Annotated in this window: 19 protein-coding genes, 1 tRNA gene and 2 pseudogenes; 13 read left to right on the forward strand and 9 right to left on the reverse strand. The window is 65.2% G+C overall.

The features are described from left to right. Positions 1-44: 44 nt before the first annotated feature. Entirely contained in the window at positions 45-179 is a 135-nt protein-coding gene (locus ARC78_RS17085) for a hypothetical protein (protein ID WP_275043997.1), read from the reverse strand. A 32-nt stretch (positions 180-211) separates the two neighbouring features. On the opposite strand from ARC78_RS17085, the gene ARC78_RS15820 reads away from it, so the two are divergent. Further along, positions 212-910 carry a hypothetical protein gene (locus ARC78_RS15820; RefSeq protein WP_057506633.1) on the forward strand — a complete coding sequence of 233 codons (699 nt, stop codon included), beginning with the start codon at positions 212-214 and terminating at the stop codon, positions 908-910. Between the two features lie 386 nt (positions 911-1,296). On the opposite strand, the pseudogene ARC78_RS17160 reads toward ARC78_RS15820, so the two are convergent. Together ARC78_RS17160 and ARC78_RS16875 are read right to left on the reverse strand one after the other, a co-directional pair. Continuing rightward, positions 1,297-1,393 (reverse strand): annotated as a pseudogene (locus ARC78_RS17160) (prepilin-type N-terminal cleavage/methylation domain-containing protein); the annotation flags it as partial. A gap of 415 nt (positions 1,394-1,808) precedes the next feature. Further along, a pseudogene (locus ARC78_RS16875) lies at positions 1,809-1,920 on the reverse strand (prepilin-type N-terminal cleavage/methylation domain-containing protein); the annotation flags it as partial. 504 nt (positions 1,921-2,424) lie between these two features. Between ARC78_RS16875 and ARC78_RS15835 the strand changes: the two are divergent. From ARC78_RS15835 to coaE, 3 genes are all read left to right on the forward strand, one after another. After that, complete coding sequence (locus tag ARC78_RS15835; protein ID WP_054657343.1) at positions 2,425-3,684, forward strand: type II secretion system F family protein; 1,260 nt, start codon at positions 2,425-2,427, stop codon at positions 3,682-3,684. A gap of 7 nt (positions 3,685-3,691) precedes the next feature. Beyond that, the gene (locus ARC78_RS15840; protein WP_054657332.1) at positions 3,692-4,555 is read left to right on the forward strand and encodes a prepilin peptidase; all 864 of its coding nucleotides are present in this window, start codon (positions 3,692-3,694) and stop codon (positions 4,553-4,555) included. A 239-nt stretch (positions 4,556-4,794) separates the two neighbouring features. Further along, positions 4,795-5,406 (forward strand): dephospho-CoA kinase, encoded by a 612-nt coding sequence (gene coaE / locus ARC78_RS15845; protein WP_057506635.1) that lies wholly within the window; start codon positions 4,795-4,797, stop codon positions 5,404-5,406. Between the two features lie 95 nt (positions 5,407-5,501). Here the strand turns inward: coaE and ARC78_RS15850 are convergent, their stop codons facing one another. The 5 genes from ARC78_RS15850 to ARC78_RS15870 all read right to left on the reverse strand — a co-directional run bounded on the left by ARC78_RS15850 (position 5,502) and on the right by ARC78_RS15870 (position 10,910). Beyond that, positions 5,502-6,836: a sensor histidine kinase gene (locus ARC78_RS15850; protein WP_054657330.1), complete on the reverse strand. Its 1,335-nt coding sequence runs from the start codon at positions 6,834-6,836 to the stop codon at positions 5,502-5,504. Continuing rightward, positions 6,829-7,506, reverse strand: coding sequence for a response regulator transcription factor (locus tag ARC78_RS15855; protein WP_054657328.1), 678 nt, complete (start codon positions 7,504-7,506; stop codon positions 6,829-6,831). The genes ARC78_RS15850 and ARC78_RS15855 overlap by 8 nt, the downstream gene beginning before the upstream one ends. Positions 7,507-7,860: 354 nt before the next feature. Then, positions 7,861-8,736: a 30S ribosomal protein S6--L-glutamate ligase gene (rimK, locus tag ARC78_RS15860; protein ID WP_054657326.1), complete on the reverse strand. Its 876-nt coding sequence runs from the start codon at positions 8,734-8,736 to the stop codon at positions 7,861-7,863. Between the two features lie 172 nt (positions 8,737-8,908). Further along, positions 8,909-8,982 (reverse strand) — tRNA-Gly (locus ARC78_RS15865). A 128-nt stretch (positions 8,983-9,110) separates the two neighbouring features. Further along, positions 9,111-10,910: an autotransporter domain-containing esterase gene (locus ARC78_RS15870; RefSeq protein ID WP_054657341.1), complete on the reverse strand. Its 1,800-nt coding sequence runs from the start codon at positions 10,908-10,910 to the stop codon at positions 9,111-9,113. Positions 10,911-11,078: 168 nt separating this feature from the next. Here ARC78_RS15870 and thiS point away from each other — a divergent pair, with 168 nt between their 5' ends. The 5 genes from thiS to ARC78_RS15895 all read left to right on the forward strand — a co-directional run bounded on the left by thiS (position 11,079) and on the right by ARC78_RS15895 (position 15,627). Continuing rightward, positions 11,079-11,279, forward strand: coding sequence for a sulfur carrier protein ThiS (gene thiS, locus ARC78_RS15875; protein WP_054657339.1), 201 nt, complete (start codon positions 11,079-11,081; stop codon positions 11,277-11,279). Between the two features lie 68 nt (positions 11,280-11,347). Next, on the forward strand, positions 11,348-12,142 hold the full coding sequence (locus tag ARC78_RS15880; RefSeq protein WP_054657324.1) for a thiazole synthase: 795 nt from the start codon (positions 11,348-11,350) through the stop codon (positions 12,140-12,142). After that, positions 12,142-12,876: a tRNA (guanosine(46)-N7)-methyltransferase TrmB gene (gene trmB, locus ARC78_RS15885; protein ID WP_054657322.1), complete on the forward strand. Its 735-nt coding sequence runs from the start codon at positions 12,142-12,144 to the stop codon at positions 12,874-12,876. The genes ARC78_RS15880 and trmB overlap by 1 nt, the downstream gene beginning before the upstream one ends. 30 nt (positions 12,877-12,906) lie before the next feature. Further along, positions 12,907-14,754, forward strand: a complete 1,848-nt coding sequence (locus ARC78_RS15890) for an SLC13 family permease (RefSeq protein ID WP_054657320.1) — start codon at positions 12,907-12,909, stop codon at positions 14,752-14,754. A 78-nt stretch (positions 14,755-14,832) separates the two neighbouring features. Next, positions 14,833-15,627, forward strand: a complete 795-nt coding sequence (locus tag ARC78_RS15895) for a hypothetical protein (RefSeq protein ID WP_054657318.1) — start codon at positions 14,833-14,835, stop codon at positions 15,625-15,627. Between the two features lie 13 nt (positions 15,628-15,640). Here the strand turns inward: ARC78_RS15895 and ARC78_RS15900 are convergent, their stop codons facing one another. Beyond that, a complete protein-coding gene (locus tag ARC78_RS15900) occupies positions 15,641-15,985 on the reverse strand; it encodes a Rieske (2Fe-2S) protein (RefSeq protein WP_054657337.1) in 345 nt (114 codons plus the stop codon). A gap of 183 nt (positions 15,986-16,168) precedes the next feature. Between ARC78_RS15900 and ARC78_RS15905 the strand changes: the two genes are divergently transcribed. From ARC78_RS15905 to ARC78_RS15920, 4 genes are all read left to right on the forward strand, one after another. Next, positions 16,169-16,450: a hypothetical protein gene (locus tag ARC78_RS15905; protein ID WP_054657316.1), complete on the forward strand. Its 282-nt coding sequence runs from the start codon at positions 16,169-16,171 to the stop codon at positions 16,448-16,450. A gap of 59 nt (positions 16,451-16,509) precedes the next feature. Further along, entirely contained in the window at positions 16,510-17,211 is a 702-nt protein-coding gene (locus tag ARC78_RS15910) for a fumarylacetoacetate hydrolase family protein (RefSeq protein WP_054657314.1), read from the forward strand. Between the two features lie 63 nt (positions 17,212-17,274). Continuing rightward, positions 17,275-17,691 (forward strand): large-conductance mechanosensitive channel protein MscL, encoded by a 417-nt coding sequence (gene mscL / locus ARC78_RS15915; RefSeq protein ID WP_054657312.1) that lies wholly within the window; start codon positions 17,275-17,277, stop codon positions 17,689-17,691. A gap of 95 nt (positions 17,692-17,786) precedes the next feature. Beyond that, on the forward strand, positions 17,787-19,202 hold the full coding sequence (locus tag ARC78_RS15920; protein ID WP_057506636.1) for a M20/M25/M40 family metallo-hydrolase: 1,416 nt from the start codon (positions 17,787-17,789) through the stop codon (positions 19,200-19,202). Positions 19,203-19,532: the final 330 nt, after the last annotated feature.

Consider the following 19,532-nt stretch of genomic DNA (forward strand, 5'->3'; position numbering starts at 1 on the left):
GGACTTCTTCATGGTAGAAATTTTCCTTCGAAAACTTCTACTTCTCACTGCGCTGGTTTTGCGGGGGGATTACCTGACAACCCGACCAGTGCGATGCGGGTGATGCGGGTGATGCGGGTGATGCGGGTGATGCGGCGGCACTGTCCCCCACGCTCCCGCACGCCTCGCCATTCAGGCATGCTGCACTCCCGATCCCAAGCCCACACCGCCGATGACCCGCTACAAAGCCGCCGCCCTGCATTCCCTGCTCAGCCTGGCGCTGATCGGCCTGATCGCCGCCGTTGTCGTGCCGCTCTGGCACCCGTGGGGCATCTATCGTATTTCCGGGGTCCTACCGCTGTTGGCCATTCTGGCAGGCGTGCAGTTCGCAACGGGCCCACTGCTGACGCTCATCACCTACAAGCCAGGCAAAAAGACCCTGCGCCTTGACCTGGCCGTGATCGGAGTGCTGCAACTGGGCTTCCTCGGCGTCGGCCTGTATACGCTGTGGCAATCGCGCCCGGTATTCGTGGTCGCCAGCGATATGCGCCTGGCCGTCGTCCTGGCCAATGAAGTGGAGGCGGTCGACCTGACGCGAGCCAGCCGCCCGGAATGGACGCACCTATCATCGCGTGGCCCGCAACTGGTCGGTCTGAAACCCGGCGCCCAGCGCACCGACCACACCTCCGTACTTGCCGCCTTCCTCGACACTGGCATGGACCGTGAACAGAAACCCGTTTGGTACGTGCCTTACGCCAAAATTGCACCACGCCTGAGCATCACGGCCACTCCAAGCACCACCAATGGCCAACCTGCCGACAGTTCCACCTCACCGAGATTCGTCAGCTTGCCTATCGTGGCTCGGCACGGCACAGGGCGCATGGTGCTGAATGCCGCCACCCATTTACCGCAAAAAGTGGTGACTTACTGAGATCCACCAAGCCCTTATTCGCCATGAAGTGCAGACTGCAGATCCCCCCCACAGCTCAATATCCGTGACGGCAACTTAACTAAGTGGTGTCGGGTACCTCGCGGCAAAGCCCCCCATCTTTTACTTCATGCCTGCAGCTTTCCGGCACGACCCCGATGACAGATTGCAGATGACCGAGCTTGCCTCACCCGGCGATCTGGCGCTGATCGTTTGATCACCCGCCGTTGTCTTGGGCCATTTTTGCAAGTCGGCGCATCTTGCATTCAGGGGAGCAGGAAGATCGTCATAGTCCTGCCCCATTTCGCTGCTAACCGCGGTCAGCCATGAATTCAAGTACCCCTTTGCCTCACTCATGCAGGCGTTGTTGGCAGCCTTGATGGTGTAGTTACGGTATGCCGGCAGCGCAATGGCGGCCAGAATGGCAATGATCGCCACCACGATCATCAATTCGATCAACGTAAAGCCAGCACTCTTTCGAAACATGATCCAAACCCCCTGCAATCTGAATTCATCCCGCTCCGACATGAGCAAAAAAACTTGCGAGCAAAAATCGCGCCAATTGATCGTTCACGCAGTGTTTGGGCATGAAAAAAGGCGGGCCAAGCCCGCCTTTTTTCAACCATACAACTGACACTGACAAAGCAGACGTCGAATTACTTTTTGCCCGCATTCTTGATGCAGTTACCAGTAGCCAGGTCGCAGGTAACGGCACCCGTCTCGCCCGGATCAACGGCATCAATCGCACCGGAGGTGGTTGCCGTCGATGCCCACTTGGTCATGCCCGTGCAGCGCTTATTGGCAGGATCTGCAAGATCAGTGTAGGCAGTCGTGCCGTCACTGACAGCAACCAGCCAAGCATTGGTATAGGCCTTCGCCTCGCCCAAGCAGGCATTGTTAGCGGCTTTGATGGTGTAATTGCGGTAAGCCGGCAGCGCAATAGCAGCCAGAATGGCAATGATCGCAACCACGATCATCAGTTCGATCAGGGTAAAGCCCTGCTGCTTCTTCATGAGTACATCCCCTAGAGGTTGGATAGTGAACATGGTTGCAGGCACCACGCCTGCCCCGCATGGGGTTACAAAGCAGGTTGCGTGCCAATCATCTGAACACCCCCCTACTCCCCGCGACCATGATGGCAGCAACGCCGCAGATTGGAAGCCTTGTATGGGCGTTGTGCGAACCGCCCCGCAAAGTGACGCAAAACGTCATATTTTGACGACCAGGGCCGGACACCCACATGGACACACTGCAGTGCTGAGCGACGCCCAGCAGAACACCCGACAGCCGGCAATGCCGGTAAAGCCGGTAGCCCAGAAAGACAGTACCGAGCTCTACATTGGAAGGGAGAGGCCTAGTACCGCTGGGTGCCGGAACCGCACAGTGGTTGGGACGGAGGATGGCTGCTGACGTGACGGGCTTCGCCTATTTCGGCAGATGGGATGCCGGAGCCGGCCGATACGGATACCATGCGATGGTCGCCGGCCCGGGGAGGGCTGGCTGGGGAGCCTAAAGATATGTCCGTCACCCGTAGTGCCATCAAGAACGAGCCGGTCGCCCGCGGCACCAGCCAGCTGCAGCCGTTTGTCTGGGAGGGAACAGACAAGCGCGGCGTCAAGATGAAAGGCGAGCAGGACGCCAAGAACGTCAACCTGCTCCGCGCGGAGCTTCGCCGCCAGGGGATCAACCCCACCGTGGTCAAGCCGAAGCCCAAGCCACTGTTCGGCGCGGCAGGCAGCGCAATAAAGTCGAAAGACATCGCATTCTTCAGTCGTCAGATGGCGACAATGATGAAATCGGGTGTCCCTATCGTCAGCTCGCTGGAAATCATTGGTAGTGGCCACAAAAATCCGCGAATGGCCAAGCTGGTGGGCACGATCCGTGCGGATCTGGAGGGCGGATCTTCGCTGTATGAGGCTATCAGCAAGCATCCCGTACAGTTCGACGAGCTTTACCGCAATCTCGTGCGCGCGGGCGAAGGTGCAGGCGTACTGGAAACGGTACTTGAGACTATCTCCAGCTACCAAGAGAACTTGGAGGCCCTGAAGGGCAAGATCAAGAAGGCTCTGTTCTATCCGGCAATGGTCATTGCTGTCGCATTACTAGTCAGCGCTATCTTGCTAATTTTTGTGGTACCCCAATTTGAAGAGGTGTTCAGCAGCTTCGGCACTGAATTGCCGGTATTCACCCAGATGATTGTGGCGGCTTCTCGCTTCATGGTCAGCTGGTGGTGGCTAGTAGGCATGGTTGTCGTAGGTGCAATTACAGGCTTCCTATTTGCTTACAAACGATCACCGTCCATGCAACATGGAATGGATAGATTGACCCTCAAGGTGCCGGTGATCGGACAGATCCTGCACAACAGCGCGATCGCCCGTTTCGCCCGCACCACGGCGGTGACCTTTAGAGCCGGCGTACCACTGGTCGAGGCATTGGGCATTGTTGCCGGCGCCACCGGCAACAAAGTCTACGAAGAGGCCGTGCTACATATGCGCGATGACGTGGCTGTTGGCTATCCGGTGAACATGGCAATGAAACAAGTCGGCGTCTTCCCGCACATGGTCATTCAAATGACTGCCATCGGCGAAGAGGCTGGCGCACTGGACACGATGCTGTTCAAGGTGGCCGAGTATTTCGAGCAGGAAGTAAACAATGCGGTAGATGCATTGAGCAGCCTGCTTGAACCGATGATCATGATATTCATCGGCACCATAGTCGGCGGCATGGTCATCGGCATGTATCTGCCGATCTTCAAACTCGCCTCTGTTGTTGGATAACTGATTCATGGCATTTCTCGACCAGAACCCCGGCCTGGGCTACCCCCTCGCCGCCGGGCTGGGGCTGCTGGTCGGCAGCTTCCTCAATGTGGTGATCCTGCGCCTGCCCAAGCGCATGGAGTGGCAGTGGAAGCGCGATGCGCGCGAGATCCTGGACGAGCCGGACATCTACGAGCCGCCGCCGCCGGGGATCGTGGTGGAGCCCTCGCATTGCCCCAACTGCAAGCACAAGCTGAGCTGGTACGAGAACATCCCGCTGTTCAGCTGGTTGATCCAGCGCGGCAAGTGCCGCCATTGCCAGGCGCCGATCTCGATCCAGTACCCGATCGTGGAGCTGGTCACTGCACTGATGGTGCTGGCCAGCGTCTGGCAGTTCGGCTTCGGCTGGCAGGGCTTTGGCGCGATTGTGCTCAGCTGCTTCCTGGTGGCGCTGTCGGGCATCGACTTGCGCACCCAGCTATTGCCCGACCAACTGACCCTGCCGCTGATGTGGCTGGGCCTGATCGGCAGCATGGACAGCCTGTACATCCCGGCCAAGCCTGCCCTGATCGGCGCGGCGGTGGGCTACCTGTCGCTGTGGACGGTGTGGTGGCTGTTCAAGCAGATCACCGGCAAGGAAGGCATGGGCCACGGCGATTTCAAACTGCTGGCTGCGCTCGGCGCCTGGTGCGGATTGAAGGGCATCCTGCCGATCATCCTGCTGTCCTCGCTGGTGGGGGCGATTGTGGGCTCGATATGGCTGTACTCGCGCGGTCGCGACCGTGCCACGCCGATCCCGTTCGGCCCCTACCTCGCGATTGCCGGCTGGCTGGTCTTCATGTGGGGCGACCAGATGATTGACGGCTATATGCGCATTGCCGGCTTGGCCTGATCTTCTGTTTTTGTGGGTGAAGTGGGCGATGCGGGGGCCATCGTCTCTGTCTTTATCGAACAGAGGCGAATGGCCAGGGAAGCTCCCTGCCGGGCGTCGCCCGACACTGCGGAAGCTTCGCAGCCGAGGTCCCGCAGGCCTGTTGCTCGCCGCGGGTGAAGCCCCGTCGCCACGGGTAACGCCCTTTGTCGCGACTCACGTCGCTCCTACACTGTTAACGGTTCCGGGCGGGCACGCATATGAGCACCTTCATCGTTGGCCTGACCGGAGGCATCGCCTCGGGCAAGAGTGAAGTCAGTCGCCGCTTCGAGGCCCTTGGCATCACCGTGGCCGATGCCGACATCGCCGCGCGCGACGTCGTTGCCGTGGGCACTCCGGCGCTGGAGGGGATTGTCGAACGGTTTGGCCCCAAGGCACTTCAATCCGAAGGCAGCCTTGATCGCGCCTGGCTGCGCCGGCGCGTGTTCGCCGATCCCGTAGAGCGGCGGGCGCTTGAAGCCATCACTCACCCGGCGATACGCGCACGCTTGAAAGCCCTCTGTGAAGCGGCGCAAAGCCCCTATGCGATTGCTGCAATCCCCTTGCTGACCGAGGCAGGTGGCCGCTCCGGCTATCCCTGGCTGGATCGCGTTCTGGTGATAGACACGCCCGAGGCCTGCCAGCTGTCGCGCTTGCGCCGTCGCGACAGCATCGACGAAGCGCTCGCGCAGCGCATGATCCAGGCCCAGGCCACCCGCGCACAGCGGCTGGCACTGGCCGATGACATCATCGTCAATGAGGGAACACCCGAACACCTGCAACCCCAGGTGGAACAGCTGGACCGCCTGTATCGGCAACTTGCGCAGCGCTAGGCGACTCGAGCATCCGATGCCGCTACCAGCCATCCTGCTGGCATGGCACTCGCACCGGCGCGGCCGCCCCAGCTGAAGCAGATACCGGAAGCCGCTCAGCCCGGCGTGAATGTCAGCGTTGCAATCACCCCGCGCACCTCACCCGGCCGGATCTGCACCTGCCATCCGTAAAGGGCGCACAGGCGACTGACGATGGACAGGCCGATACCACCGCCCTGCGAATGGCCGGCATGGGTACCACGATAGCCGCGCTGGAACAGGCTCGCCGCATCTTTCTCGCTCAGGCCCGGGCCGCTGTCGATGACCTCGACCGCATTGTCCAGGACGCGAATCAGCACTTGGCCTTCCTGCGAATACTTCACCGCATTGCCCACCAGATTGCCCAGCGCGACCGACAACGCGGATTCCGGTGCATCCACCACCAGTTCGCGATTGCCTTCGAGCTTGAGCTCCAGCGGCTTGCCTCCCAGCTGCGCACGATGGGATTCCAGCAACTGCTCACCCACCCGCGCCACGTTGCTGCAACCCTGCCCACGCTCGTTGCGCGAGAGCAGCAGCAGTGAGCCAATCAGATCGCTGCACTGCTGCTCGGCGCGCTGGATGCGCTGCAGACGCTGCAACACCTTCTCATCCAGTCCGGGCCGCGAAAGGAGCAGCTCGGTCGCGCCGCGGATCACTGCCAGCGGCGTACGCAGTTCATGGCTGACATCGGCATTGAACTCCCGGTCGCGCTGCACCACCTCGGTCAGGCGCGCCGAATAGTCGTCCAGCGCCTCGGCCAGCTGCCCCACTTCATCGTCCGGGAAACGCGGGGCGAGCGGCTCGGGATGCTGGTTCCCGCCACGATAGGCCCGCAGGCGCGCCGCAAGATCCGAGACCGGCCGCATCACCCGTGACGCCGACCACCAGCCCAGCACCCACGACAGCAGGCTGAAGACGATCACCGACAGGAACAGCGCGCGCTTGAGCTGTTGCTCGCCGCGTAACGCCTGGCCCATGTCATAGGCGATGAAGAACCAGGCATCGTCGGTCTTGCGCACCCCGACCTTGTAGGAGAACGGATTGCCCTCGGCATCCTGGCCACTGAAATTGTGGATGCCATCCTCAAGATGTTCCCACTCCGGATAGTCCCGGCGCAGGCCCTCCAGTTTGTCCGGCCGGAACAGGAACGCGCGCATCTGCTGGACCGGCGCCACCACATCGCGTCCACCACTCTGGATGTAGCTCTGCCAGGAGGCATCCAGGTTCCGGTTCATCACATCTTCGACCAGCTGGTTTTCCACCCGCATCCGCGCCCAGTTCGTGGCGAACGCGAACAGCGCGGTCAGGCAGAAGCCCAACAGCACGAACGAGACAATGATGCGACTGCGCAGACGACGGCGGTAGCGCCCCCGCTTGCGGACAGGCTCAGGCAATGCGTTTTCAGGCATCGGGAGCGGCGATGCGGTACCCGATGCCGTGACGGGTCTGGATCATCGGCACGTCAAACGGCTTGTCCACCACCGCGCGCAGGCCATGGATATGCACACGTAGCGAGTCCGAATCGGGCAACTCTTCGCCCCAGACGCGGGTTTCCAGTTCCTGCCGGGTCACTACCGCCGGCGAGGCTTCCATCAGCGCCTGCAGAATCTTCAGCGCGGTGGGATTGAGCTGCAGCAGCTTGCCCTGGCGACGCACTTCCAGAGTGTCGAGGTTGTACTCCAGCTCACCGACGTCCAGCACCCGCGTGTGCGTGCCCTTGCCACGACGCGAAAGCGCATTGAGCCGCACCTCCACCTCCTGCAACGCGAACGGCTTGATCAGGTAGTCGTCAGCGCCAGAGTCGAACCCGGCCAATTTGTTGTCCAACGAATCACGTGCGGTAAGCATCAGCACCGGCGTCTGCTTGCGGGCATCGTTGCGCAGCTTGCGGCAAACCTCGATGCCATCCATACCCGGCAGGTTGAGATCGAGCACGATCGCGTCGAAATCATGCACCACCGCCAGGTGCAGGCCGGTGACGCCATCGGCGGCGAAGTCCACCGTATGCCCGCGATCCTCGAGGTAATCCCCCAGGTTGGCGGCGATGTCGCTGTTGTCTTCGATTACAAGAATTCGCACGGTTAAATGCCCCTTTGGGGATCACAATGGGTTGTTCGACAGGAAGGCGCTGGCTTGGTTCAGTATCGAAGCGCTGACTGATACCACCTGATGACCCTCATTCATCGACCATCCAGTGCCGCAGTCTAACTCGCCCCTGGTACCTTGCCGCCACACCTCCGCACTGTACCCAGTCGCTGGCGCCACCAACAAGAACCTTCCTGTCACAAAAAACAAGGCCCTGACGAAAACCGCCAGGGCCTGAAGATTCCCGATCACCGGACCCACTGAGGAGGGCTGGGTACAGTGGCAACAGCGTAGGTGTGGGTGGATTAAAGCGTTGTTAAAACCATGCAAACAAATCGCAGCGCGTCGTCACCGCTTGAGCTGGGTCACGTAGTCGATCATCTGCCCGGCCACGTCCCGGCCGGACACGCTCTCGATGCCCTCCAGTCCCGGGGTCGAATTGACCTCCAGCACCAGCGGCCCCCGCGCGGAGCGGATCAGGTCCACACCCGCGATCCCCAGCCCGAGCGCGCGTGCCGAACGCACCGCGACCAGCTGCTCGGCCTTGCTGCTGGTCACCAGCTCACCAGTGCCGCCGGCATGAAGATTGGAGCGGAAGTCACCCTCCTGGGCCTGGCGACGCATGGTCGCCACCACGCGGTCGCCCACCACCAAACAGCGCAGGTCGGCGCCCTGGGCCTCGGCAATGAATTCCTGCACCAGGAAGTTGGCATACAGGCCGCGCAGGGCCTCGACCGTGCCCTTGGACGCGCTGAGCTTCTCGGTGAGGATCACCCCGCGGCCCTGGGTGCCCTCGCTGAGCTTCACCACATGCGGCGGCGGCCCAAGCATGGACAGCAGATCATCGGTGTCGTCGGGGTTGTCGCCAAACACCGTCACCGGCATGTCGATGCCCTTGGCCGCCAGCAGCTGGTGGGCCCGCAACTTGTCGCGGGCACGCAGGATCGCGTCGGAAGGATTGGGGGTGCGCGTGCCCATCATCTCGAACTGGCGCAGCACCGCGGTGCCATAACGGGTGATGGACGCGCCGATGCGCGGGATCACCGCATCGAAGCCGGTCAGCGGCTTGCCCTTGTAATGCATGCTGAAACCGCCTGCGGTGATGCGCATGTAGCAGCGCAGCGGATCGAGAATCCGCACCGTGTGCCCACGTGTGCGCGCCGCCTCGACCAGACGCCGGGTGGAATAGAGCTTGCTGTTGCGGGAGAGGATGGCGAGTTTCATCGCGGCGATGCAGGGGAAAGGCGCGCAGCATAACGCGCGACTGCATGCCCGGATGAAGCCGGACACAGGTCTTCAACCCGTTGTGCGCAAGGCCGCGATGACAAACAGAAGATCGAACAGAAAGGCCGGCGCCGGTGGCGCCTTGTGCCAGGAACGGCTGCGCGAGGCGCAGTGGAGCGGGTGAAGGGAATCGAACCCTCGTCGTAAGCTTGGGAAGCTTCTGCTCTACCATTGAGCTACACCCGCATCAGGCGGCAAGTCTATGCGCGGCGCCCCCCCAGTGCAACGGGCAACTGCCCTGGATGAGAGGTTCCGGACAACAGGAAGGCGGTGCCGCCACAGCGGCACCGCCTTCAGTTCATGACCCGGTTGGATCAGAAGCTGCCGCTGAAGCTGGCAAACAGGGTCACATCACGCGCGGACTTCTGCGCGGTGGTGGTGCTCAGGCCAATGTTGCTGTTCAGACCCCACAGGTTCATGCGCGCGCCCATCACCGCGGTGGCGTAGTTGCGGTCGAACGCCAGCCCCGGCACCTTGTAGACGCCCACATCGGTCATGGTCTGCAGCCAGGCACCGGCCTGCGCGGCGTCTTCGAACTCGTGGTCCCAGGTGAGCTGTGCGTACGGCTGCACGGCACCGCCCTCAAACCGTGCCTGCCAGCCGAGACGGCCCACGGTCGAATCGGCATCCTGGTCCTCGTAGCCGAGCGCGGTGGCGCTGGCATTGCTCTCGGTGTAGCCGTCCAGCTTCACCTGCTGCCAGACCACGCCGGCCACCGGACCGTGGCGGAAGCCGCCTTCCTGGCCGAACTCGTAGCCGGCGTTGAGCGCGGCGGTCAGGTTGCTGCCGTCCGGCGAGCCGGTGTGCTTGCGCGTCACCGGCCCCAGCTGCACGTTGCGGGTCACGTCATAGCCCAGCCAGCTGTAGCTGACCTGGCCATTGACCCACGCCCGTTCGCCATACCAGCCGGCGAACAGGCCCAGCGAGGTGTCGGTCTGGGTAAAGTCGCCGTTGCTGTTGCCGAAATCGGCATCCATGCGGCCGTAGCCGGCAAAGCCACCGACGACCACGCCATCGCGCGCCCAGTCGATACCGAACAGGCCCGCCGGCGCCATGCCGTCGTACAGATCGGCATGGTCGTAACGCTGCATATCACCGCGCACGCCACCCCACCAGCCCATGCCGTCCACGGGACGGGCGCCGAGGTGGCCACTGACCTGGTCGGCGCGTGCACGGCCGACGGTCTGCGCCGAATGGCTCAGGACCTGCTGGAAGCGCGGCGCCTCCAGCAGCGAGATGGCGTACTGGCCCAGCATCGCGTGGGTCGCCGTACTCGGATGCACGCCATCGGCGAACACGTAGGTGTTGGCGGCGTTCGGCGCAACCGAGGTCGGCGGCGTGCAGGTCAGCGAGGAGGCACCGAGGCAGGCCGGCTGGGTCGCATTGACGAAGCCGTAGCTGCGATAGTCGGCAACGATTTCCTGCAGCAGGTGGAACGTATCGACCGGGATCACCTGCAGGCCGGCCTGCTTGAGACCGCCGAACAGCGCATCGTTGTAGCTCTTGGCCAGCGCGGTGCCTTGCGCCATCGCCAGCGGCCCGCCGGCGACCGAGGCCGGGGTCAGGCCGATATCAGGCAGGTTCGGCACAATCACGTACTGGGCGCCCGCGCCTTTCAGGGAACCGACGATACCGATCTGGTCTGTCACCGCCGCACCGATGATCGCCGCGGCCTGGGCCGGTGCCTTCTGCACCGCGAACAGGTCGTTGGCCCCGCCCCATACGGTATACAGCGCATTGGCATCGGCCTCGCCCCCATTGGCGGCGAGGTAGGCGGCGGTCTGTGCCTTCATCGACGGCACCTTCGGCAGCAGCGGATTGAGCGGGTTGTCCACATCCACGCCGACCCGCGCGCCACCGGCGGCGTAGTTGTCACCGGTCTGGCCGTTGCCGTTGGCCGAGGCGTTGGTGCCGTAATGATCGGCCAGATGTTCCGCCCAGACCCAGCCCGGGTTGGTGGTGAAACGACCGACCAGGCTCGCATTGGGATCGGCCTTGACCAGGATCGGGCGGAAATAGCCGCTGTCGGTCAGGCTGTCGCCGAAGAACACCGTCTTGGAATACGGCGACTGCGCCATTGCGGGCACGGCAGCCAGCGCGATGGCCAGCGCCATGGCCGAACGCAGCGGACGGAAGAAATGGGACATGAGGAACTCCTGGTGTGAAAGAACGGGCGGCGTACGCCCCCGCACGGTGTTAGTTTTTCATTCAACCGTAAGAGGCACACGCTGCGCTGCCGCATGCGGCTGGGCATTTGTCCGCGCACTGGCGAAAATGGCCGCATGAACATCCAGCTCAACGGCGAACCCCGCCAGATCCATGCTCCCCTGACCGTCACCGGACTGCTCAGCGCCGAAGGCCTGGCCGAGCGTCGCGTCGCCGTGGAGATCAACGGCGAGATCATCCCGCGCAGCCAGCACCCCACCCGCCTGCTGCACGAAGCGGACCGGGTCGAGATCGTGCACGCGCTCGGTGGCGGCTGAGCGCGCATCGGCGCTGGATTGCCACCGGCCGCACGGCAAGCGCAGGCACGATGGGTGATAATTCGGCAATGAATGCACCTGTCCCCACCGATTCGCTGGTCATCGCCGGCAAGACCTATTCTTCCCGGCTGCTGACCGGCACCGGCAAGTTCAAGGATCTGGAAGAAACCCGCCTGGCCACCGAGGCCGCTGGCGCCCAGATCGTCACCGTAGCCATCCGTCGTACCAACATCGGCCAGATCCCGGGCGAGCCCAACCTGCTCGACGTGCTGCCGCCGGAGCGATTCACCATCCTTCCCAACACCGCCGGCTGCTACACCGCCGAGGACGCGGTGCGCACCTGCCGGCTGGCACGCGAGCTGCTCGACGGCCACAACCTGACCAAGCTCGAGGTGCTGGGCGACCAGAAGACCCTGTACCCGGACGTGATCCAGACGCTCAAGGCCGCCGAGCTGCTGGTCAAGGACGGCTTCGACGTGATGGTCTACACCTCCGATGACCCGATCCTGGCCAAGCGCCTGGAAGAGATCGGCTGCGCCGCGGTGATGCCGCTGGCCGCGCCGATCGGCTCCGGGCTGGGTATCCAGAACAAGTACAACCTGATCGAGATCATCGAAAACGCCAAGGTGCCGATCATTGTCGATGCCGGCGTCGGCACCGCCTCGGACGCGGCCATCGCGATGGAGCTGGGCTGCGACGGCGTGCTGATGAACACCGCCATCGCCGGTGCCCGCAACCCGGTGCTGATGGCCGGCGCGATGCGCAAGGCCGTGGAAGCCGGCCGCGAGGCGTTCCTGGCCGGGCGCATCCCGCGCAAGCGCTACGCCAGCGCCTCCTCGCCACTGGAAGGGGTGATCGGCTGATGACCAATCCTTTTGAAAGCGCCGGCTCCAAGGCCCCGCCCAAGCCCTTCACCGTCGAGGAAGGCCATCGCGCCGTACGCAGCTTCGTGCTGCGCCAGGGCCGTTTCACCCCCGCCCAGCAGCGCGCGTTCGACGATGCGTGGCCGCACTTCGGCATCGACTACAGTGGCCAACCGCGTGATCTGAACGCGCTGTTCGGGCGCGACGCGCCGAAGGTGATGGAGATCGGCACCGGCAATGGCGCCGCGCTGCGCTTTGCCGCCGGCTTTGACACCAGCCGCGACTACATCGGCCTGGAAGTGCACGCGCCGGGCGTCGGCCGCCTGCTCAACGACCTGGTGGCCGACAAGGCGACCAACGCCAAGGTCTACCACCACGACGCGGTGGAAGTGCTCAACCACGAGATCGCCGACGGCGCGCTGGATGAAGTGCGCATCTACTTCCCCGATCCGTGGCACAAGAAACGCCACAACAAGCGCCGTCTGGTGCAGCCGGAGTTCGCCCAGCTGCTGGTGCGCAAGCTGCGCAGCGGCGGCCGCCTGCACCTGGCCACCGACTGGGAGCCCTACGCCGAACACATGTGGGACGTGCTCGATGCCACCGCCGGGCTGGTCAACCGGGCCGGCCCGCGCGGCCATGTGCCGCGGCCGGACTGGCGCCCGCAGACCCACTTCGAGACCCGCGGCCAGAAACTCGGCCATGGCGTCTGGGACCTGCTGTACGACAAGGTCTGACGCAGACACCGACAGGAACGCCCTCACCCCATGGATACCGCGCTCACGCTGACCACCGACATGAAGCTCGTCCTCGGGCTGGTCGGTTTCACGATGGCGATGTTCCTGTTCGAACGCATCCGCGCCGATGTGGTGGCGCTGGTGGTCATGGTGGTGCTGGGCGTCACCGGGCTGATCGCGCCGGAGGAGATCTTCGGCGGTTTCTCCGGCAACGCGGTGATGAGCATCATCGCCACCACCATCCTCGGCGCCGGACTGGACCGTACCGGCGCGCTGAACCGGCTGGCCGGCTGGCTGCTGCGGCGCTCGCACGGGCTGGAGCAGCGGCTGCTGCTATTGACCAGCGCCACCGCCGGCCTGAATTCCTCGTTCATGCAGAACCCCTCGGTGATGGCGCTGTACCTGCCGGTCGCCTCGCGGCTGGCCTCGCGCACCGGACTGACGCTGCAACGGCTGCTGCTGCCGATCTCCGCGGCGATCGTGATGGGCGGCGCGCTGACCATGGTCGGCAACTCGCCGCTGATCCTGCTCAACGACCTGCTGATTTCGGCCAACAACAACCTGCCCTCCGGCAGCGCCACGATCGAGCCGCTGCGCATGTTCGCGCCGCTGCCCATTGGCATCGCGCTGCTGGTCGCCTCGCTGCTGTACTTCCGTTTTTACGGCGACCGCAAACTCGCCCAGGACGAGAACGACGCCAACGGCGGCCAGACCCCGGCCCGCACCGAGAGCTACTTTGCCAAGGCCTACGGCATCGAAGGCGACGTGTTCGAGCTGCTGGTCACCGCCGAAAGCCCGCTGGTGGGCATGACCGTGGGCGAAGCGGAGAACCTGTTCGACGCCCCGTTGCTGCTGGCCCTGAAAACCGGTGATGACACCCGCCTGGCACCGCCGGCGGACATGCGCCTCTGGGTTGGCAGCGTGATCGGGGCGATGGGCCCCAAGCAGCAGGTGGCCGACTTCGCCCAGAACCAGTTCCTGCGCATGTCCTCGCGGCTGCGCAACCTGGGCGACCTGTTCAATCCGGCCCGCGCCGGCATCTCCGAGGCGGTCATCCCCTCGACCTCCAAGCTGATCGGCAAGACCGCCGGCGAGCTGCGCCTGCGCAAGGAGCGCGGCATCAGCCTGCTGGCGATCAACCGCGACAAGCAGGTGATCCGCGAGGACGTGCGCAACGTGGCGCTGCGCAACGGCGACATGCTGGTATTCCACAGCATCTGGCAGGACCTGGCCGCCGCGGCGGAAAGCCGCGACTTCGTCGTGGTCACCGACTATCCCAAGGGTGAGCAGCGCCCGCACAAGTTCAAGATCGCCATGGCGATCTTCGCCCTGACCATCATCATCGCGCTGACTTCCAAGCTGCCGGTCGCACTGACCCTGCTGACCGGCGTGGCCGGCATGCTGCTGACCGGCGTGCTGCGCATGGAGGAGGCCTACGCCTCGATCAACTGGAAAACCATCTTCATGATGGCCGGGCTGATCCCGCTGGGCTGGGCGATGGACAGCAGTGGCGCGGCGGCCTGGATCGCCGGCCACACCATCGACAAGCTGCCGCAGGGCATTCCCATCTGGGCGCTGGAGCTGGCGCTGGCCGTGCTCACCACCGCGTTCTCGCTGGTGATAAGCCATGTCGGCGCCACCATCGTGATGGTGCCCATCGCGGTGAATCTGGCGCTGGCGGTAGGCGGCAATCCCACCGCGTTCGCGCTGATCGTGGCGCTGTCGGCCTCCAACAACCTCATGACCGCCTCCAACCCGGTCATCTCGATGATCACCGGGCCGGCCAAGTATCTGCCACGCGAGCTGTGGCGCGTGGGCGCGCCGCTGTCGGCGATCTACACGCTGGTGGTGGTACTGATGATCAACCTGATGTTCTGAGTGCAGTGCACGCCCCTGAGGCCTGCGCTGTTCCCCCGGCTCACGCTGAGCCGTGTTGTGCCGACCAGGAGTGCCCGCATGTCTTCAGTCCGTCCGCTGTCCCTGTTGCTCGCCCTGTCGCTGCTGCCACTGGCGGCATCGGCCCAGGACAACGACATCCGCCAGCCGCCCGCGCCGCACTGCATGGATGCACGCAAGGTGGACGATGTGCAGGTCATCGATACCGCCACACTGGCGCTGCGGCTCACCGATGGCGGCCGCTACCGGATGTCACTGCAGGAAGATTGCCCCGGCGTCGGCACCGAGCCGGTGAACCTGCTCGCCCGGGGCGGCTGGTTCTGCGGGAACCCGGATGAAGCCATCCGTACCGCCACCGCCAGCTGCGCGGTCACCGCGGTCGAGCCGCAGGACAGCCGCCAGTACGCCGAGCTGCTACGCAGCCGCGCCAGCACGCTGGTCAACAGCCTGCCCTCGGTCGCCGTCACCGGGACCACGCACCGTGGCTTTGCCGGCAGCCCCGATTACTGTGTCGGTATCCGCGACCTGCGCTCCTGGCGCGAAGACCCGCAGGGCGTGGTGGTGGAAGTCTCACCGCGCCGCTCCGGCGGGCACCGTTACTACCGGCTGGAACTGGGCAGCTCCTGCGGTGACCTCAGCAATGCCGACACCCTGACCCTGCTCTCCGGCGTCGGCCTGGCCCAGGTCTGCGGCCACCCGGGCGATCGCCTGCGCCTGTCGCGTGCGCAGCCCACGCCGGTCGGCGACTTCATCGAACCGGATGCCATCCCGCGGCCGCAGATGCAGTCGAAGATCGCCTCGACCTTCTTCGGCTGTCCGATCGCGCGCGTCTACCCGCTGCCGGCCAGTTCCTGAGCCCGTCCGGGTCTCAGCCGGCCAGATAGACCTTGCCATCGGCGATACGCAGCGGCACCGCCCGCAGGGTGTCGCCGCGGCACGGCCCGGCCACGCATTCGCCGTTGACCGTCTCGAAGCTGGCACCGTGCACCGCGCACACCAGATGCCCGTCCCGGCTCTTGAGGAACTGGCCCGGTGCCCAGTCCAGCGCACGGCCGGCATGCGGGCAGACGTTCAGCCAGGCCCGCACCTGCTGCCCGTCGCGGTACAGCACCAGCGGTTCGGCATCGCCATCGATCACCGCCGCCACCGCGTGGAAGCCCTGGTCGGGCAAGGCCTCGAGCACGGCCAGCGCGGTCGGGACGGGAGTGGACACAGTCATGGGAGGCACCGCTACAGACAGGGGCCCGAGATTGTCGCATGCGCCCTCACCGGCCTTGCCGGAAGCTGAGCCGGTTACCGTTTCCGGAGAGACGCCCGTTCCGATTTAACGACAAATTCACGCTTGCGCGCCATCCGTCACAGATACTGCGGTCAGCGCCACTGTCATCCTCATTTCATGCATATCCGCTATATCCCGTTCGCCAAATTCCGCAACCTGTTCGCGCCGCGCAAACCACGCAATCCGCTGGTGCGGGTGGCCCTGGGCCTGCTCGGTCTGGCGATCCTGGCGGTACTGATCGTCGGCGGCCTGTTTGTCGGCGCGGCGATGATCCTGGTGGGCATCGGCTGGAAACTGCTGGCCTCACGCAAGGCGCGGCCCCTGCGCGAATCCGACCCCACGGTGGTCGATGCCGAGTACCGGGTGGTGCGCAAGGCCGCGCTGCCGCACGCGCGCTGAGCCGATCGCGCCCACCGATCTCCGCTAGACTTCCGCGTCGTTTCACCCGGACGCGAACCATGACCGATCTGATCCCCGCCCTGCCCCAGCCCCGCATCCCGGTGGCCGGCGGCGGTACGTTCCCCGTACATCGCATCTACTGCGTGGGCCGCAACTTTGCCGACCACGCGCGCGAGATGGGCGCCACCCCGCCCCCGGCCAGCGAACGCGGCCAGCCGATGTTCTTCATGAAGCCGGCCGACGCCATTGTTGTCGGCCAGGCACCGGTGCCGTATCCCCCGGCCACGGCCGATCTGCACCATGAGGTCGAACTGGTCGTCGCGCTCGGCAAGGATGCGCCGGCCGGCGTGCTGCCGGTGGCCGACGCGATGGATCTGGTGCTGGCCTACGGCGTGGGCCTGGACCTGACCCGCCGCGATCTGCAGGCCGCGGCCAAGGCCAAGGGCGGGCCCTGGGACATCGCCAAGGGCTTTGATCATTCCGCCCCGGTCAGCACGCTGGTGCCGGCCGCGCAGGTGGGCGAGCTGGCGTCGCTGGAGCTGTCGCTGGAGATCAACGGCCAACTGCGACAGAAATCCACGCTGGACCAGATGATCTGGAACGTGGCCGAGATCCTGCACGAGCTGTCCAAGCTCTATGCCCTGCGGGCCGGCGATCTGGTCTTCATGGGCACTCCGGCCGGCGTGGCCGCCCTGCAGCGCGGCGACAGCTTCAGCGCGCGGCTGGGGGATATCGCCCGCCGCGACGGCGTCGTCGTCTGATCACCGCCGCTGGAGTACGCTGCCAGCGGCGCCCACCTGGGAACGGAAAGAAAGGAGAAATACATGGGAATGATCAGTGAGTTCAAGGAATTCGCCATGCGCGGCAACGTCATCGACCTGGCGGTCGGTGTGGTTATCGGCGCGGCATTCGGCAAGATCGTCACCTCGCTGGTGGACAAGGTGATCATGCCGCCGATCGGCTGGTTGATCGGCCGCGTGGACTTTTCCAACCTGGCCTGGGAACTCTCGCCGGCCAAGCTCGGCGCCGACGGCAAGGAGATCCCGGCCGTGGTGATCGGCTATGGCGATTTCATCAACACGGTCATCCAGTTCGTGATCGTCGCCTTCGCCATTTTCATGCTGATCAAGGTGCTCAACCGCCTCTCGCGCAAGAAGGCCGAAGCGCCGGCCGCACCGCCCGAGCCGAGCGAGGAAGTGCTGTTGCTGCGCCAGATCCGCGACAGCCTCCACAAGGCATAACCGCGCCGGCGGTCGCCCGGCGGTGACCTCCAGCACAGGAGCACACCAGCCGCGGGCGCTATGCTCGCGGCTTTCCTGTTTCCGGAGCCTCACCGATGCGTCGACTCGCTTTCGCCATTGCCGCCGTGCTTGCCTGTGCCCCGGCACTGGCCGCGCCGACCCGCATTCCGCAGCCGGCGCTGGACACCGCCGCGCAGCTGCGCGAGCAGGCGCTGGCCGACCGCACCGGCTGGCAGGTGATCGAGTCGCTGACCACCGAAATCGGCCCGCGCATGGCCGGCAGCGAAGCCGATGCACGCGCGGTGGAATGGGCCAAGGCCAAGTTCAAGGCACTGGGTTTCGACAAAGTGTGGACCGAGCCGGTCACCTTCCCGAAGTGGGAACGCCGCAGTGAATCGGCCGCCGTGCTCGGCGCGCACCCGCAGCCGCTGACCATCACCGCGCTGGGCGGCAGCCCAGCCGGCACGGTCGAGGCCGAGGTGGTGCGCTTCGAGGGGCTGGAAGCGTTGCAGGCCGCACCGGCCGGCTCGCTGGCCGGCAAGATCGCCTATGTCGACTTCAGCATGACCCGCAAACGGGATGGCGCCGACTACGGCATCGGCGGCAGCGTGCGCAGCCGTGGCCCGTCCGAGGCCATCCGCAAGGGTGCGGTCGGTTTCATCATGCGCTCGGCCGGCACCGACTCGCACCGCATGCCGCACACCGGCATCACCCGCTTCGACGAGGGCCTGACCCCGGTGCCGGCAGCGGCGCTGTCCGGGCCGGATGCCGACCAGCTCAACCGGCTGGTCGCGCGCGGCCCGACCCGCATCCGCATCGCGCTGGACTGCGGCTGGGACGGCAGCTACACCTCGCAGAACGTGATCGGCGAGATCACCGGCCGCAGCCTGCCCAGGGAAGTGGTGGTGATTGGCGGCCACCTGGATTCCTGGGACCTGGGCACCGGCGCGATCGATGATGGCGCCGGCATCGGCATCACCATGGCCGCCGGCCACCTGATCGGCCAGCTCAAGCAGGCGCCCAAGCGCACCATCCGGGTGATCGCCTTCGCCAACGAGGAACAGGGCCTGCACGGCGGCAAGGCCTATGCCGAGGCCCGCGCCACCGCCGGCGAGATCGTGCAGCAGCACATCGCCGCCGAGAGCGACTTCGGCGCCGGCCGCATCTATGCCTTCAACACCGGCTCGGGCAATCCGGCCGAGTCGCGTGAAGCCACCCGTCAGATCGGCGAGGCGCTGGCGCCGCTGGGCATCGAGTACCGCGCCGAGGAGGGCGGCCCGGGTCCGGACGTGGGCCCGCTGGCAGCCAAGGGCGGCGCCTGGGCATGGCTGGCACAGGACGGGACCGACTACTTCGACCTGCACCACACCCCGGACGACACCCTGGACAAGATCGACCCGGCCGCGCTGGCGCAGAACGTGGCCGCCTACACCGTGTTCGCCTACCTGGCGGCCGAATCCGAAGGCAGCTTCGGCAGCGAGGCCAAGGCCGTGGTGCCGCCGAAGGAGTAAGCGGCCACCGCCGCTGGACAGCGGGAGCGCCCTTGCGGGTGCTCTTTTTTGCCCGCAGCGGCCCGCGCCCAGCGCAATCCTGCCCGCCCCCCCCACTGCGGGCGGCCGCAGTGGGGGGGGCGGGCAGGATTGCGCTGGGCGCGGGCCGCTGCGGGCAAAAAAGAGCACCCGCAAGGGCGCTCCCGCTGTCCAGCGGCGGCGGCCCCCTACTCCTTTGGGGGCACCACGGCCCTGGGCCCGCTGCCCCAACCGCCTTTGGATTCCGCCGCCCGGGAGGCGGACACGGTGGAGGCGGGCCCGCTTTGCCCCCGGGCGGCCGGGGCTCGCTTT

The sequence above is a fragment of the Stenotrophomonas pictorum JCM 9942 genome (assembly GCF_001431585.1).
Lineage (GTDB): Bacteria > Pseudomonadota > Gammaproteobacteria > Xanthomonadales > Xanthomonadaceae > Stenotrophomonas > Stenotrophomonas pictorum.

Coding starts and splice junctions, on each gene's coding strand:
- ARC78_RS17085 (WP_275043997.1), bottom strand. CDS start 179: ATGCCTGAATGGCGAGGCGTGCGGGAGCGTGGGGGACAGTGCCGCCGC.
- ARC78_RS15820 (WP_057506633.1), top strand. CDS start 212: ATGACCCGCTACAAAGCCGCCGCCCTGCATTCCCTGCTCAGCCTGGCG.
- ARC78_RS15835 (WP_054657343.1), top strand. CDS start 2,425: ATGTCCGTCACCCGTAGTGCCATCAAGAACGAGCCGGTCGCCCGCGGC.
- ARC78_RS15840 (WP_054657332.1), top strand. CDS start 3,692: ATGGCATTTCTCGACCAGAACCCCGGCCTGGGCTACCCCCTCGCCGCC.
- coaE (WP_057506635.1), top strand. CDS start 4,795: ATGAGCACCTTCATCGTTGGCCTGACCGGAGGCATCGCCTCGGGCAAG.
- ARC78_RS15850 (WP_054657330.1), bottom strand. CDS start 6,836: ATGCCTGAAAACGCATTGCCTGAGCCTGTCCGCAAGCGGGGGCGCTAC.
- rimK (WP_054657326.1), bottom strand. CDS start 8,736: ATGAAACTCGCCATCCTCTCCCGCAACAGCAAGCTCTATTCCACCCGG.
- ARC78_RS15870 (WP_054657341.1), bottom strand. CDS start 10,910: ATGGCGCTGGCCATCGCGCTGGCTGCCGTGCCCGCAATGGCGCAGTCG.
- thiS (WP_054657339.1), top strand. CDS start 11,079: ATGAACATCCAGCTCAACGGCGAACCCCGCCAGATCCATGCTCCCCTG.
- ARC78_RS15880 (WP_054657324.1), top strand. CDS start 11,348: ATGAATGCACCTGTCCCCACCGATTCGCTGGTCATCGCCGGCAAGACC.
- trmB (WP_054657322.1), top strand. CDS start 12,142: ATGACCAATCCTTTTGAAAGCGCCGGCTCCAAGGCCCCGCCCAAGCCC.
- ARC78_RS15890 (WP_054657320.1), top strand. CDS start 12,907: ATGGATACCGCGCTCACGCTGACCACCGACATGAAGCTCGTCCTCGGG.
- ARC78_RS15895 (WP_054657318.1), top strand. CDS start 14,833: ATGTCTTCAGTCCGTCCGCTGTCCCTGTTGCTCGCCCTGTCGCTGCTG.
- ARC78_RS15905 (WP_054657316.1), top strand. CDS start 16,169: ATGCATATCCGCTATATCCCGTTCGCCAAATTCCGCAACCTGTTCGCG.
- ARC78_RS15910 (WP_054657314.1), top strand. CDS start 16,510: ATGACCGATCTGATCCCCGCCCTGCCCCAGCCCCGCATCCCGGTGGCC.
- mscL (WP_054657312.1), top strand. CDS start 17,275: ATGGGAATGATCAGTGAGTTCAAGGAATTCGCCATGCGCGGCAACGTC.
- ARC78_RS15920 (WP_057506636.1), top strand. CDS start 17,787: ATGCGTCGACTCGCTTTCGCCATTGCCGCCGTGCTTGCCTGTGCCCCG.